This is a genomic window from Streptomyces sp. NPDC003036 (assembly GCF_040611175.1).
GTDB lineage: Bacteria > Actinomycetota > Actinomycetes > Streptomycetales > Streptomycetaceae > Streptomyces.
Genome location: NZ_JBEXNO010000013.1, coordinates 48,226 through 62,407, shown reverse-complemented (window position 1 = coordinate 62,407; position 14,182 = coordinate 48,226). Strand labels below are relative to the sequence as shown.

The following is a 14,182-nucleotide window of genomic DNA, read 5'->3' as shown; positions in this document are numbered from 1 at the left end:
GAGGCCCGGCCCGTGCGGGACGCTACGGGGGTGATCGAGCGATCAGCCGCCGTTGAGGCCGTCGAAGAACAGCTGGAGCGGGACTACCAGGAGTGGCGCGCCTCGGATGCGGACGCGATGCGCATGGCAGTCGTCCGTGTCAAGGAGCACGAATTGGCGTGGATCGTCTCCTGGGACGCGGAGGAGTTCGTACGTACGCGGAACCCGGACTTCAGGCTGGCGGGGAACGGGCCGTACCTGGTCGACCGTATCGACGGCGGGCTGCATCAGATCGGCGTCGTCTCCGCGGTCACCGGGGCGTGGGAAGCCGACTACCGGGCCCGGATACGTCGGCTGCCGATGCGCACCGCCGTGGACGACCTCCACGACGCGATCCGCGCAGTCGCCGCTACGCACGGACGCCTGCACGCGGTGCGGGCCCTGCGCCGGAGGCTGCCCGTACTGGCGCCCGCGGAGGCCATCGAGTACGTGAGCGCGTTGCTGGACGGCGATGCCCCGGCACGTCTGGTGGCCGTCGCCACCGAGGAACTCGTCGAACCTCTCGAGCCCGCTGTGCGGACCGTTCGACACGGTACGCCCCGCCGGACTCCCCACTCGGCCTGATGAGCCGCTCAATGTAGGTCCCTTCGGGCCAGAGGGCACCGGATGGCCAGGACAGCCGGCCGGCGAGACGCTGGGACATTTTCCGGAGACAGAAGGACATTCACCCGCTCATTCGATCTCCCTAGAGTCGAGGCACCGAGAAGCGGCCGGACAACCTGCCGCGAAGCCAGTCGACTTGAAGGAGCACCACCATGCGCGCTGTCGTCCAGAAGGCCTTCGGCGGACCCGAGGTCCTGGAGGTCGTGGAGACCGACCGCCCCGCTCCCCTCGGCGCCGAGGTGCTGATCCGCGTGCACGCGAGCGGCGTCAACCCGGTGGACGCGGCCGTACGCTCGGGGGCGCTGCCGCTGCTCGGTGAGCCGCCGTTCGGGGTCGGGTGGGATGTCTCCGGTGTCGTCGAGGAGGTCGGGCCGGGGGCCCGCTTCAAGCCGGGTGACGAGGTGTTCGGCATGCCGTTCTTCCCTCGGGCCGCCACCGGGTACGCCGAGTACGTCGCCGCCCCCTCCCGCCAGGTGGCGCGCAAGCCGGCCGGTCTCGACCACGTGCGGGCCGCCGCCCTCCCCCTGGCCGGACTGACCGCCTGGCAGGGCCTCGTCGATGCGGCGCGGCTGGAGGCGGGCCAGCGCGTGCTGATCCACCGGGCGGCGGGCGGCGTCGGGCACCTCGCCGTCCAGATCGCCAAGGCCCGGGGCGCGCATGTGATCGCCCTCGCGAGCGAGCCGAAGCACGCCTTCGTACGTTCCCTCGGTGCCGACGAGGTGCTCGACTACCGCACCACCGACTACACCGAGGCCGTCCAGGACGTCGACGTCGTCTTCGACTCCAGCTCGGAGGGCACCCGTTCCCTGGAGGTCCTGCGCCCCGGTGGCACGCTCGTCAGCATCATGGAGCACTGGAACCGGGAACTCGCCGCGCGGATCGAGGCGGCCGGGCGCCGCTTCGCCGGTGTCTCCGTCGAGCCGGACTACGCGTCGCTGGAGGCCATGGCCGCTCTCGTCGACTCCGGGCGGCTGCTTCCCCACATCGCCGAGACCTTCCCGCTCGAAGAGGCGGCCAAGGCCCACGAACTCGTCGGCTCGGGGCGCGTGCAGGGCAAGGTCGTCCTGACCATAGCCTGACCAGACCGTAGCCGGAACGGTTGCAGCGGCAGGAGACGCGGAGGGGGCGCCATGGACGTGCTGACGGAGGCCTTGAACTCGATGAGGACCCAGGTCCCCACCTCCGTACGGACCGAGGGCCGGGCGCCGTGGGGCCTGCGTCTGCCCCCGGCCGCGGGCGCCGGGTTCCACGTGGTCCTGCGCGGGACGTGCTGGCTGGTCCCCATGGACGACGAGGTGCACCAGGAGCCGTTCGTCCTGGGCACCGGCGACGTGGTGTTCCTGCGCAACGGCCCCGGGCACGCGCTCGCCGACCATCCCTCCACCCCCGCCCATGAGGAACGCCCCGACCAGTTCCACCCCGGCGGCCCCATCGGCACGCTCACCGTCGGCGGCGACGGCCCTCGTACGACCCTTCTGTGCGGGAACTACCACCTCGATCAGGGCCGCCCCCACCCGCTGATCCGCCAGCTCCCCGAGATCGTCCACCTCTCCACGGGGCTCGGCCGGCACCCCGAACTCGGCGCAGCGGTCGGCCTGCTCGCCGCCGAGTTGGAGAACCCGCGCATCGGCTCCGCCGGCATCGTGCCCGCGCTGATCGAATCGCTGCTGCTCTACATCCTGCGCGCCTGGTTGGAGTCCCAGCCCGCGGCGACGGCCACGGGCTGGGCGGCGGCCCTCACCGACCCGGCCGTCGCGCCGGCTCTCGCCTCGCTCCACGAAAAGCCCGACGCCCAGTGGACCGTCGAGTCCCTCGCCCGCTCCGCGGGCCTGTCCCGGGCCGCCTTCGCGCGCCGCTTCACCGCACTCGTGGGCGAGCCGCCCATGGCGTACCTCACGCGGTGGCGGATGACCACGGCCGCCCGACTCCTGCGCGAGTCGGAGGTGCCTCTGACGACCGTGGCCGCCCGGACGGGGTACGGCTCCGAGTACGCCTTCGCGAAGGCCTTCAAGCGCGAGTACGGGCAGGCCCCGGGTGGCTACCGCCGGCAGTCCCGCGCGGCGTAGGAGGTGTCTGCCCTGTCGGCGTGCTACCGCGGTGGCGGCGCGAGCGTGTGCAAGGACTCGACCCTGCGCCGCAGCAGGTGCAGGGCGCCGCGCTGCCGCCCCGGTACCCGGCCGCGCAGGGTGACCAGGGCCGGGGCCAGCGCGCGGGCGGCGTGAGCGTCGCGGAGCTGTTCCCATTGGTGGTGGGCGCGGTCGACGGCGCCTTCGACGTCCGGGTCGTCCGGGGCCTGCCGGCGCTGGAGGCGGGCGTGGGCGGCGGCCATCCACAGCTCGCAGCTTCGCCCCGCGTCACGGGCGAGGTGGGCGAGCTCGGCGCGGACCTCCAGCCAGTGGATGACCTGCGGCGAACCGGGCCCGTACGCGCGCAGGGCCTCCTGCTCGCACGCCTGAGCGGCGGCTTGCGCCTCATCGTGGCGTCCGGCCCTGGCCGCGTCGAGGATTCCGGGCAGCGGGTCCGGCGTACTGCCGGGCGCCTGCTCTGTCGGTGCTGCCGGGGGTGCCGGGGGTGGTGTGAGGGCGCCGGTTTGCCCGGGTACGGTGGCGGGGCCCTGCGGGGGCGGCGCGGCGAGCAGCACGCTGCCATCGGCACCGACCTGCACCGCGACCTGGGCGTGCAGGTCGGCGAGGGACGGGCGTGCTCCGCTGCGCCAGATCGTCGTACAGGCGCTCAGGTATTCGGGTGTCGCGAGCGTACGACGGTCCGGCGGCGGCGCGATGCGCCCGTAGACCCGTATCCCGTAGCCGAGCGCCAGCTCGGACCGCCGCGCCGCCAACCGTTCCCACACCGCCGCGTCGGCGACCAGGTCCACGACCACCGCGGTGGTACCGGGGCGGCGGAGCTTGAGTTCCCCGGCGATCCAGTGCCATGGCAGGGCGGTGTAGCGCAGGGTGGAGGGCGTCGTACGGGCGAGCGCGAAATGCGGCAGACGCTGCTTGTGGTCCAGGTGGAGCTGGCCGGTGATGTAGAGCGCCAGCGGCCCCGGCGAGGCCACGGCGGCGCGCAGACGCGTCAGCACCGCCTGCGGTTCGAGGGGGTCGGCGAGTTCGACGAGAGTCGCCACCGCCGTCCCCGTCAGTGCCGCCGGAGGTACCGCCGCGAGCGCCGGCAGTACGCTCACCGCGTCGATCAGACGTCCCTTGCCGACGGGTGACGCCGCGAGGACCAGCGCCGTCCCTGCCCCATCGTGCCCATTGATCACCACGTCAGCACCGTATCGGCTCCGCGCGCGGGGACCGCAACGTGGTCTCTGACCCGCCCCATGCCGGCTGAGGGCCCGTGTACCGTTCGGCCGCGGCCACGACAAGCACGGTGCCGGCTGCCTCGCCCCGCCACTCGCACGTGCTCGTCACGCCCCGATCGTACGTCCGCACCCGCCCCAGTCCGCCACGGATCGTATCGAGCGCACTCATCTGCCCTGCGCGGCATGGTAGTTGTGCGCATTCGGCTGACACCCGGTCGCCCGCTTCCTAGAGTACGGAGTCTCGGATCTGGCGGGGGTGGATGCCGTGGGACGCACGGGTGGCAGAGGGAGAGTCGTCTTCCTGTGCGTGCTTCTGGTGCTGGTGGGCAGCCCCTGGGCGCGTGAGGCACTCATCGCATCGTGGCCGGACGACAACCTGCTCGCGCTGCTCCACCACTCGCTGTTCGTCCCGCAGTGGGATCTGTCGCCGGGGCCCGATCCCCTCGCCCGCGAGGTGGGCTGGCCGGGCAATCTGGGCACCGTGGCCCTTGTGGCCGGGGTCGCCCTCCTGGTTCCCCGGCTGGTCGCCCGCACTCCGGCGGCGGGCGGGCGGTGGGCCGCCGCTCTGGGTGCGGGGGTGGCCGTCTCGGTCCTGAGCATGGTGGTGTCCTGGACCGTGGCCGTGAACGCCGGGCCCGGCGTCTTCCTCGCCTACGGCCGGGACGCCTCCGGCATCCTTGTCACCTTCCTCGTCGACGGTCTGGTCTTCGGCCTGCTGCTGGGCCTCCTCATCGCGGTCGTGTACGCGGGTATGCACACGGGTGCGTACACGGCTCCGCGGACCCGGACCCGGGGCCGGACGGCCTTACGTATCCGTGAACTCCGTCAACCGCGTGAACTCCGTGAACGGAGCACCGCCATGGCCCACGCCCACCCCTCCCCCGACGTCCCCGACGCCGTCGCGACCGGCACGGAACCGAGGGACGCCACCCGCTACCTCTGTGCCGCCGCGTACACCGATCCGGCCTTCGCCCGCCGCGTGGTCGATGACGTGCTGGGAGACGGGCTCGGCGCGATCGCCGTGTCGCCCGGAGTCGACCTGGTGCCGGTCGCCCGGCACAGTCTCACCGCCCGGCGGCTGCACCGTGAACGGGACCGCAGGCTGGCCGTGGCTTTCGGCGTCATCGCGCTGTTCGCTCCGCTGTGGCTGCTCTTCGCCCGGCTGGCGTTTCGGGCCCTGGGCTCCGCGGCGCGGCCCCGGGCGCGGCGGTATGCGATACGCGGACGGGAACTGCTGTCCGCGTCCGGCTCCGTGTGGCGGCTCGCAGGCACGGCGGTCTCCCTCCTCCTGGCGGGCGTGCTGGTGGGCGTGTGGCTGTCGGCGCTGCCCCTGCCGGGCCTGGTGAAGTGGCTGGTCGGCGGTTACGCGTGGGGCGTTGTGCCGCTCGTCGCCGTGATCGTGGGCGGCGCACTCGCGCTGCGTACCGTCACCGCGGAGGAGGCGGACGTCGACGCCCGGCTGCGCGGTGCGCTACGGCGTGACGCCTTCGACCCGGAGGCGCTGCCGCGGCCGGGAGCGGTGGAGCCGTGGGCGGCCGCCAGGATCGCGGCGGTGGCCGAGGCCCAGCGCTCCAACGTCACGTGCTACAGCGGCTTCTCGCCGTTCATCGGATACGGCAGGCAAGAGTCGCAGTGGACCCTGTCGCTGCCGCTGCTGCCCGCCGAACCGTCGCCCGGAGCGGGACGCGACCCCTCGGCGCCCGTCACCGACTTCGACGCCTGGGACGTCGTGGAGCGGCTGCGCCGCCGGCTGCGCGAGGCGGCGGACGGCCTGCCCGTCGTTCCCGGTCCCGCCAGAGGTCATGACGACCGGGGGCCGGTGGCCGGTGTTCAGGGGGCGCGCCTCGCGGGGCTCGTCGTGGAGGACCGGGTCTTCGTCAGCGGCAGGGAGCTCGCCGAGGACGGGCCCTTCCTGCCCGATCCGCTGCGCGCGCCCGCCACGCGGCTGCCCGTCGAGGAGCTGCGGCGCATCGCCACGCACCCCGACGGGGTGGCCCGCCACTGCCTGGCGGCCCACCTGCCCCTGTGGGGCGGTGAGGTCGTACCCAGTCATTTCCTGCACGTGGCGGTGGTGGGCAGAGCGCTCCACCTGCGGTGCGAGCGCTTCGTCCTCGGGCCCGTACGGCGCGATCTGCACGCGGTCGACGTGCTCCTGCCCGCCCCTGACGACGCTCGTCTCGCGCTGACGGTCAAGGCGCTGCCGCGTACCGGCCCGGCGCTGTGGGGTGCGCCCCGGGCCTGGCTGGCGGACGTCCTCGCGGAGCGCCGACGGCCCCGCCGCCTGCTCCACGAGATGATGGCGGCCGACGACGACCCCGCGTACGACCGGGGCGCCCGCGTGAGCGTCCGCGAGGAGGTCCAGGGTCCGGAGTACTTCCACCACTTCCAGTTCGGCGACGCGCAGCGGGTGCTGAACGCGCTCGACCGGCACGCCCTCGCGGCCGTCCGGGACTTCCTGGACGAGCACGGCGTGGACACGGCCGATTTCCGGGCCCAGACGCAGACGATCCTCAACCACGGTGTCCTGCAGACGGGCGGGGTCAGCGTGGTGGGGAACCAGGCCGTGGGCCAAGGCGCCCAGGCGACCGCCGAGTCGGCCACGGCCACCGCCGCACCCACGGCCGGGAACCCGGCGCGGTCCGGTGGCTCCGCCCAGCGATAGGAGAGGCACGTGTCCGGTCAAGCCCCCCAGTCCCCCGACGAGCCGTCCCACGTGCTCAACTTCGGTGTCCAGCAGTACGGCGGCCAGAGTCAGGTCGCCAACCAGGCGGTGGGCCCGCACGCGCGGGCCGTCGCCGGCCGCGTCTCCATCCAGCCGCCCGGCACGGACCAGCGCGCGCAGGTGGACGCCCTGCTGCTGCTCGTCGAGCGCCTGCTGGACGAGCACAGGGCCGCCCTGCCGGACCAGGAGTCGCCCCGGGCCGAGCTGCGCAGGCTGCGCGAGGAGCTCGACGAGGACGCGCCCGAGCCCGGGGTCGTACGGCGGGCGCTCGAACGGCTCACGCTCTTCGCCCAGCCGGCGGCGCCCCTGGCGGCGGCCGTCGCCGAACTCACCCGGATGATCCAGTCGTTCTGAGCCCCGTCCCGCGGCCGGTTCGACTCACGCGAAGTCGTAGACGGTCCACTCCGTGATCGGGACGAATCCGATGCGCTGGTAGAGGGCGTTGCTGGTGGTGTTGGCCGCGTTCGTGAACAGGACGACCTCCTCGGCGCCCGCGGTCAGTGCGGCCCGGCACACCTCGGCCGTCACGGCAGCCGCGTAGCCACGGCCGCGGAGGTGAGCCGGGGTGTAGACGGGGTCCACCTGGATCATGCCGGCGACCATCGGGTTGGCGCCCGCCATGGAGACGGGCGTGCCGTCCGGGGTCTCCCAGAACGTATAGCGCTTGTCGGCGAAGCGCGTGCCGGCCCAGGAGCCGGCGTCGATCGAGACGTCCTCTCCGACGTCCGTGGCGAACTCGGCGCACCAGCGCATGAGTTGCTCATGGTCCTGCTCGTCCACGAGCCGGCCCCGGCCCGCCGGGAACGGCTCCGGCGGGGTGAGCGTGCCGAGGCGGTGCAGGCGGAGCCGAACGCGCGGTGCCGGTTGAGCGCCCGTGTGCCGCCGCCAGGCTTCCGCGAAGGCCGTGGCGGTGCCGTCGTCCGCGCTGACGTAGGGCAGGGAGTGCCCGAGGGCGGCCAGGTGGGCGGCGAGGGCGTCGGCCTGCTCGGGGGTAAGGGGGGTCAGGCCGAGGCCCCGGGACGGGAGGCGGTGAAGGGTCGCGTGCACCTCGCCCGCTCGCTCCAGGCTGCCGAAGAGGGCGGCTGGGGGGCCGTAGGCGTCCGCGCCGCGTGCGCGCAGTCTCGCGGTCACGGTCAGCGGCATGATGTGCGGGGCGGGGCGCGAGCGCAGGAAGTCCCCGGCTCGGGCGAGGAAGTCGTCGACGTCTTCGGTGAGGTACCAGTGATCCGGGCGCATGCCGCATGATCTCCGCTGGACTCGGCTGAGGGAAAGGCACGTGCGCTGCGTGCGCCGCCGAGGGCCGCCCGCCGCGCGAGGAGCTCCGCACCGTAGGGCCGGTTGTCCACGGACAAAACGGGGTGTCCAGCCCGTGCGAGCCCGGTGAGCTGCGGAGCCTCCCTGGCGGCCGCGCTGCCTGGCATGTCGCGAGTATTGCCTTCACCGTCCTTCATTGCAACGCGCCGTTGCATTAATCCTCCGCGTCATTGCATCAATTTACCCGTGCTGGCCTGGCGTTATGACATCCATACGATTGACGATTCGTTGAACGCAACATAGCTTTCGGTCAACAGCAAACACGTCATATCGCGACTTGAGGAATGGCCATGGCTGACTCGCACACCATCACGACGCTGCCGACGGCGCGTCCCCCCGGCTGCCCCTTCGACCCTCCGGCGGAGCTGATCGACGCGCGTCGGCACGGCCCCATCAGCCGCTACACCCACCCCGGCGGAAAACCCGGCTGGCTGATCACCGGATACGACCTCGTCCGGTCGGTCCTGGCCGACGCGCGGTTCAGCTCGCGCAAGGAGCTCATGAACGTCGTGGACTTCGAGCTTCCTCCGGCGCCGCCCGGCGAGTTCCTCCTCATGGACGAGCCCCGGCACGGGCGCTACCGGAAACCGCTGGTGGGCAAGTTCACCGTTCGGCGGATGCGCCTGCTCACCGAGCGCATCGAGCAGATCACCTCCGGCTGCCTGGACGCCATGGAGGAGGCCGGGCCGCCGGCGGACCTGGTGACCGCGTTCGCCAAGCCCATCCCCACCATCGTGATCTGCGAGCTGCTCGGGGTCCCGTACGAGGACCGGGGCTCCTTCCAGGAGCAGATCGACGCGTTCATGGGCGGGGAGGTGAGCGACGAGGAGCTGGTAGCGGCCTACACCGCGACTCAGGAGTACCTGGCGGAGCTGGTGGCCGCCAAGCGCGCGCACCCCACCGACGACGTGCTCAGCGAACTCACCGACAGCGATCTGACCGACGAGGAGCTGAAGGGCATCAGCCTGATTCTGCTGGCGGCCGGGTTCGACACGACCGCGAACATGCTGTCCCTCGGCACGTTCGCGCTGCTGCGCAACCCGGAGCAACTGGCCGCGCTGCGCGCCGACCCCGCGCTCACCGACGGCGCCGTGGAGGAGCTGCTGCGGTATCTGAGCGTCGCCCAAACGGTCATGAGGACGGCGCTGGTGGACGTCGAGCTGGGCGGCCACACCATCGAGGCCGGCACGACGGTCGTCCTGTCGTACCACACCGCCAACCGCGACCCCGAGCGCTTCGCCGATCCCCATGTGCTCGACCTCCACCGGCCGTACGGAGGGCATGTGGCCTTCGGCCACGGCATCCACCAGTGCCTCGGGCAGCAATTGGCCCGCGTCGAGATGCGCGTCGCGTTCCGCGCGCTGGTCGACCGCTTCCCCACGCTGCGCCTGGCCGTACCGGCCGAAGAGGTCGCCCTGCGTCCGGCGACCGCGGACATCCACGGGGTGAAGAGCCTTCCGGTCACCTGGGACAAGGGGGCGTCATGAGGACGACGGCGTACGTCCGCGTCGACCGTGAGCGCTGCATCGGCGCGGGGATGTGCGTACTGACCGCCCCGGAGGTCTTCGACCAGGATCCCGAGGACGGCCTCGTCCTGCTGCTGGACGCCGAGCCGCCCGCGGCCCCTCTCGCGGCGGCGCGGATGGCCGCCGGTGTGTGTCCCTCCAGGGCGCTCACGGTTCACGAGCCGGAAGCCGGCGGTTCCTAGGCGGTGACCATCGGCACGTGGGGTCGTTCACCAGCACAGCACCACGCCGGCCGACACGCGCGCACACGCGCGTGTGCACTGATCACGGACGCCTCCCCATGCCCTTGCCGCCGCATCCCGCAGGCTCCCCGCGCCACCGCCGACGCCGCCACCGCTGGGCGGCGGCCGTGGCCGCAGCCGTCGCCCTCGGGCTGACCTGGTCCGCGTCGCCGCCCACGGTCCCGCGGGCCACCGCCCGGGTGGTCGACGCACTGCCGCTCGCGCAGCGCATCGCGACCGAGCCCGGGGTGACCCTCGACGTGCGGGTATACGCCCCGGCTCGCGCCGTGCGACCCCGGGGAACACGGCCGCCGCTGCTGGTGATGCCCGGGACGTGGATGGCCGGCAGACTGCCCTACCTCCTCGAGGCCCGCCACTACGCCGACGCCGGATACCTCGTGGTCGCGTACTCCCCGCGGGGGTGGGGCTCGTCCATCGGCACCATCGACACCGGAGGGCCCGGCGACGTCCGTGACCTGTCGGCCGTCATCGACTGGGCCGTACGCGGCCGGGTGGCCGACCCGGAGCGCAGCGGCGTCCTCGGCTACTCCTACGGAGCCGGGCTCGGCCTCCTGGGTGCCGCCGCCGATCCGCGCATCGACGCGGTCGCCGCGATCGGTGGCTGGGCCGACCTCGGCGAGGCTCTGCTCGGGCGTACGACGGAGGAGCGGGCCAAGGTCGCCATCCTGGCGGCCTCCGCTCACCTGCTCGGGCGTCCGTCGCCCGAGCTGACGGCGTACGCGCGGGCGGCGCTCACCGGTACCACCACCGCGCGGATGCGGGCGTGGGCGGAGGTGCGGTCACCGCGGCACCACCTGAAGGCGCTCAACGCCCGCCGCCCCGCGGTCTTCCTGGTGCACAACTGGGGCGACATGCTCGTGGCCCCTCCCGCCCAGATGGCCCGGTTCTTCACGTCGCTCAAAGGCCCGAAACACCTGGAGTTGCGGCCGGGTGACCATGTCGAGCCGCTGCTGCACTGCGGCCTGAACCTGCGGCTCGAACCGTGCCGGCGTGCGCAACGGTGGCTCGACACCTACGTCCGGGACCAGAAGGACGGGGCCCGCGAGCCTCTGCCGCTGCTCGTACGGCCGCGCCTCGGACACGGCGACGAGCGCTACACCGGCTGGCAGGCGATGACCGGTCGGACGCCGGAGCTGCGGCCGCTGGTGCCGCGTACCGCCACCGTCCGCGCGGGCGTACTCACCGGTGCGGACGCGGGGTTGCCCGGCCTGTCCCCCACCCTGGACAAGCACGGCCTGCCGCAGCCGGTCGTCATGCCGCTCGTTCCGGCCGCGGGCGCGGCCGTGTGGGACCTGCTCCCCGGCCGCCCCCGCCCCCTGCCGGTGCGCGGCACGCCGTCCCTGACCCTGACCGTCACACCCGGCGCTCCCCGGGGCACGCTGTTCGCCTACCTCTACGAGGTGGAACCCCTCGGTATCGGGCGGCTGATCAGCCACGTGCCGTACACGTTCCGCGATCGCGCCCCCGGGGTGCCGTTCACCGTGGAGTTGGACATGGGGGCGACGGCGTACGACGTTCCCGCCGGCAACCGGATCAGTCTGGTGGTCGACACCACGGACCCCGTCTACCGGCAGCACAACCCGCCGGGCGCCCGCATGTCCCTGAGCTCGCCCCGCGTGACGCTTCCGCTGCGGGCCGCGCCTGCGGCAGGCGGGGACCGTTAGCCGATCAGGGCGAGGACGTCCGCTGTCGGCCGCACGTCGCCGAAGGAGCGATAGACGGTGCGGAGGGTGGCGTTGTGGTCCTCGTCGCGGCCGGTGGCGCAGGCATCGGCCACCATGATGACCCGGTATCCGAGCGTCCAGGCGTCGCGGACCGAGGATTCGCAGCACACGTTGGTGACCGTGCCGGTGATCAGCACCGTGTCGATCGACCGTTGCCGCAGCAGTTCGTGCAGGGGGCAGCGGCCGGGGAAGAAGGCGCTGGGTGCCGTCTTCTCCACCAGGACGTCGTCGGCGGCGACGCCGAAGCCGGGCCACAGGCGTGTGGCGAGCGGCCCGCTGCCGCCGCAGGCCCGGAACATCTCGGCCGCCTCGGGGCCGTGGAACTCGTCGCCGACAGGGGTGCGATCGGTGCGTCCGGGGAGTACCCAGGCCACTGTTCCGCCGGCCGCGCGCAGGCGGTCGCCCAGGCGCTGGATGTTCGGCACGATGCCGCGGCAGTACGGGTTGGCGTCGACGAAGAACGGGACCATGTCGACCACCACCACAGCGGTGCGGGCGGGGTCCAGGGTCTCGTACGCGAATCGGCGGCCACGGCGCTCCTCCTGACGCCGGTAGTCCCGGTCCTCGATGTGCCAAGCGTGCAGGAGCGGTTCGTTTCCCGTCACGGCGGTGCTCTCCCCTCGGTGGTGGTCGGGGCGGTGGGTTCCGGCCGGCCGCCGGCCGCCGCCGCTCTGGTTGCTCCCCATGCGGCGAGGGGTCCATCCGCCGGTTCCCGGTCGGCCGAACGGCGGTGCGATGATGCGTTCGTGGTGACAGAACGGAGAAGCGATGGGGGCACCGTGCGCAGGGGCGGAGGCGGCCCGGGGGAAGTTCACCGGAGCGGGCCCTCGGCGGTGACGAGCTCGTCCGCGCGGGGGCCCCGGCCGGTCGTCGGGGTCGGAGCCGTACTGCTGCGGCCCGACGGCGCCGTGCTGATCGGGCACCGGGTGAAGCGGGGGGAGTCCGCGTCCTGGTGTCTGCCCGGAGGACACGTGGAGGCCGGGGAGACCTTCGAGCAGGCCGCTCTCCGGGAGACTGCCGAGGAAAGCGGCATCACCGGGGCGGGCGGCGCGCGGGTGTTCGCCATGGCCCTGCACACCGCCGGCGACCGCACCCACATGACGGCGGGCGTGCTGGCGCGGGTCGCGGCCGAGGACGCCGTCGCCGCCGTCCTCGAGCCGGAGGTCCTCGACCGATGGCTCTGGGCGCGGCCCGAGGACCTGCCCGCGCCGCTGTTCCCGCCGAGCGCGGCGCTGCTCGCCGCCTGGCTGAACCGGCCCGCCCCGGACGGCTGGGCCGTGTATCCGGCGGCCGCACAGGACGCGCCGGACGCGCCGGGCGGCCCGTGGGCAGGGCGATGAGCCGCCTGCACGTCTTCGACATGGACGGCACTCTGCTGCGCGGCACCACCGCCGGCCTGGAGATCGCCCGCCGTCTGGGCTGCCTGCCGGAGCTGGTCCGGCTGGAGGCGGCCTTCGCGGCGGGAGCCGTGGACACCCGCGGGTTCGCGTCCGAACTGTGCGGGTTGTGGCGGGGGTTGGCCGCCGAGACGGTGGCGGGCGTGTTCGCCGGCGCTCCGTGGATCGGCGGGCTGGCGGAGGTGGTCGCGGACATCCGGGAGCGCGGCGAGCACAGTGCCGTCATCACCATGTCCCCCGACTTCTTCGCCGGCCGCCTGACGGCGCTCGGCGTCGACCAGGTCGTCGCCTCCGGGTTCCCGCCGCTGCCGTTGCGCACGGCGCCCGATCCGGCGCGGATCCTCACCCCCGCCGACAAGGTCCTCGTCATGGACCGCATCCGCACGGCGCTCGGCCTCGACCGGGACTCCTGCGTCGCGTACGGGGACTCCGGCTCGGACATCCCCCTGTTCCTCGAGCTGACCCACACCGTGGCCGTCAACGCCGGCAGCGCCCTGCGTCGACTCGCCCGCCACCGGTACGACGGTGACGACCTGCGTGGGGCGTACCAGGCCGCCAGGACCTCCATGGGGTGCTGTCAGTGCGCGGCCGTAGGGTGCGGGCATGGCTGAGACCTTCGACATCCACGCCGGGCTGACCCGGGCGCTTCACGACCGCGCGGAGGCCTGGCGGTTCATCGCCGGCTTCGCCGCGTACTGGCAGCGGCCGCTGCGCCCCGGCGACGGCTGCAGCCCGGCGGAGGTGGAGGCGGCCGAGCGTCGACTGGGCCTGCGCCTGCCGGCGGCGCTGCGCGAGGCGTACCTGCGTTTCGGGCGTCGGGGCGACCTCACCGGCAATCACGACACCCTGCTGGCGCCGGAGGAGCTGTACGTCGCCGACGGCGCGCTCGTCTACCGGGTGGAGAACCAGGGCTGTGCCTTCTGGGGCGTCGCCCTGGAGGAGCTCGACCGCGACGAGCCCGGCACCGTGATGCGTACCGATCTGGCGGACGCGTCCCAGGAGCGCTGGGAGCCCTGGGAATCGAGCCTGACCGCGGCCTGCGTCGAGATGGTCATGTCGGAAGTGGTCCTGTTCGACGGCGGGTTCTGCGACTACCTGGAGACCGAGGCCCGGGAGATCGCGGTGGTGGAGCGGCTGTTCCGGGAACTGCCGCCCGTGGGGCGCGGGATGCGCTGGTTCTCCGGCGAGGACGTCCTGATACGAGAGCTCGAGGGTTTTTGCGTGTACGCCCGGGCGCGTACGGAGGCGGCGCTGGAGCGGTTGCGGGAGGCGGTGCCGGGCGACTGGCTGGAGGGGTGAGGAGCGCCG

Annotated in this window: 14 protein-coding genes; 11 read left to right on the top strand and 3 right to left on the bottom strand. The window is 73.2% G+C overall.

Features of this window, described 5'->3' with window-relative positions; all coding sequences use genetic code 11:
* Window positions 1-30: 30 nt before the first annotated feature.
* From ABZX67_RS12250 to ABZX67_RS12240, 3 genes are all read left to right on the top strand, one after another.
* Entirely contained in the window at window positions 31-603 is a 573-nt protein-coding gene (locus tag ABZX67_RS12250) for a YrhB domain-containing protein (RefSeq protein ID WP_355357879.1), read from the top strand.
* 191 nt (window positions 604-794) lie between these two features.
* The gene (locus tag ABZX67_RS12245; RefSeq protein WP_355357876.1) at window positions 795-1,721 is read left to right on the top strand and encodes an NADP-dependent oxidoreductase; all 927 of its coding nucleotides are present in this window, start codon (window positions 795-797) and stop codon (window positions 1,719-1,721) included.
* 51 nt (window positions 1,722-1,772) lie between these two features.
* Entirely contained in the window at window positions 1,773-2,708 is a 936-nt protein-coding gene (locus ABZX67_RS12240; protein ID WP_355357873.1) for an AraC family transcriptional regulator, read from the top strand.
* Window positions 2,709-2,731: 23 nt separating this feature from the next.
* Here ABZX67_RS12240 and ABZX67_RS12235 read toward each other — a convergent pair whose 3' ends face one another.
* Window positions 2,732-3,910 carry a hypothetical protein gene (locus tag ABZX67_RS12235; RefSeq protein WP_355357870.1) on the bottom strand — a complete coding sequence of 393 codons (1,179 nt, stop codon included), beginning with the start codon at window positions 3,908-3,910 and terminating at the stop codon, window positions 2,732-2,734.
* 304 nt (window positions 3,911-4,214) lie between these two features.
* On the opposite strand from ABZX67_RS12235, the gene ABZX67_RS12230 reads away from it, so the two are divergent.
* Window positions 4,215-6,611, top strand: coding sequence for a hypothetical protein (locus tag ABZX67_RS12230; protein ID WP_355357867.1), 2,397 nt, complete (start codon window positions 4,215-4,217; stop codon window positions 6,609-6,611).
* A gap of 9 nt (window positions 6,612-6,620) precedes the next feature.
* On the top strand, window positions 6,621-7,025 hold the full coding sequence (locus ABZX67_RS12225) for a hypothetical protein (protein ID WP_355357864.1): 405 nt from the start codon (window positions 6,621-6,623) through the stop codon (window positions 7,023-7,025).
* Window positions 7,026-7,049: 24 nt separating this feature from the next.
* Here the strand turns inward: ABZX67_RS12225 and ABZX67_RS12220 are convergent, their stop codons facing one another.
* Window positions 7,050-7,907, bottom strand: a complete 858-nt coding sequence (locus tag ABZX67_RS12220; RefSeq protein WP_355357861.1) for a GNAT family N-acetyltransferase — start codon at window positions 7,905-7,907, stop codon at window positions 7,050-7,052.
* Between the two features lie 368 nt (window positions 7,908-8,275).
* Between ABZX67_RS12220 and ABZX67_RS12215 the strand changes: the two genes are divergently transcribed.
* The 3 genes from ABZX67_RS12215 to ABZX67_RS12205 all read left to right on the top strand — a co-directional run bounded on the left by ABZX67_RS12215 (window position 8,276) and on the right by ABZX67_RS12205 (window position 11,417).
* Window positions 8,276-9,472, top strand: a complete 1,197-nt coding sequence (locus tag ABZX67_RS12215; RefSeq protein WP_355357858.1) for a cytochrome P450 — start codon at window positions 8,276-8,278, stop codon at window positions 9,470-9,472.
* Complete coding sequence (locus ABZX67_RS12210; RefSeq protein WP_355357855.1) at window positions 9,469-9,693, top strand: ferredoxin; 225 nt, start codon at window positions 9,469-9,471, stop codon at window positions 9,691-9,693. The genes ABZX67_RS12215 and ABZX67_RS12210 overlap by 4 nt, the downstream gene beginning before the upstream one ends.
* A gap of 98 nt (window positions 9,694-9,791) precedes the next feature.
* Window positions 9,792-11,417 (top strand): CocE/NonD family hydrolase, encoded by a 1,626-nt coding sequence (locus tag ABZX67_RS12205; RefSeq protein ID WP_355357852.1) that lies wholly within the window; start codon window positions 9,792-9,794, stop codon window positions 11,415-11,417.
* Here the strand turns inward: ABZX67_RS12205 and ABZX67_RS12200 are convergent.
* Window positions 11,414-12,082 (bottom strand): isochorismatase family cysteine hydrolase, encoded by a 669-nt coding sequence (locus ABZX67_RS12200; RefSeq protein ID WP_355357849.1) that lies wholly within the window; start codon window positions 12,080-12,082, stop codon window positions 11,414-11,416. The two genes, ABZX67_RS12205 and ABZX67_RS12200, sit on opposite strands and share 4 nt — an antisense overlap.
* Before the next feature lie 228 nt (window positions 12,083-12,310).
* On the opposite strand from ABZX67_RS12200, the gene ABZX67_RS12195 reads away from it, so the two are divergent.
* The 3 genes from ABZX67_RS12195 to ABZX67_RS12185 are packed head-to-tail and all read left to right on the top strand — an operon-like array spanning window position 12,311 to window position 14,173.
* Window positions 12,311-12,817 carry an NUDIX domain-containing protein gene (locus tag ABZX67_RS12195; RefSeq protein ID WP_355357846.1) on the top strand — a complete coding sequence of 169 codons (507 nt, stop codon included), beginning with the start codon at window positions 12,311-12,313 and terminating at the stop codon, window positions 12,815-12,817.
* Window positions 12,814-13,485 (top strand): HAD-IB family phosphatase, encoded by a 672-nt coding sequence (locus tag ABZX67_RS12190; protein WP_355357843.1) that lies wholly within the window; start codon window positions 12,814-12,816, stop codon window positions 13,483-13,485. The genes ABZX67_RS12195 and ABZX67_RS12190 overlap by 4 nt, the downstream gene beginning before the upstream one ends.
* A complete protein-coding gene (locus ABZX67_RS12185; RefSeq protein WP_355357840.1) occupies window positions 13,478-14,173 on the top strand; it encodes an SMI1/KNR4 family protein in 696 nt (231 codons plus the stop codon). Before ABZX67_RS12190 ends, ABZX67_RS12185 begins: the two co-directional genes overlap by 8 nt.
* Window positions 14,174-14,182: the final 9 nt, after the last annotated feature.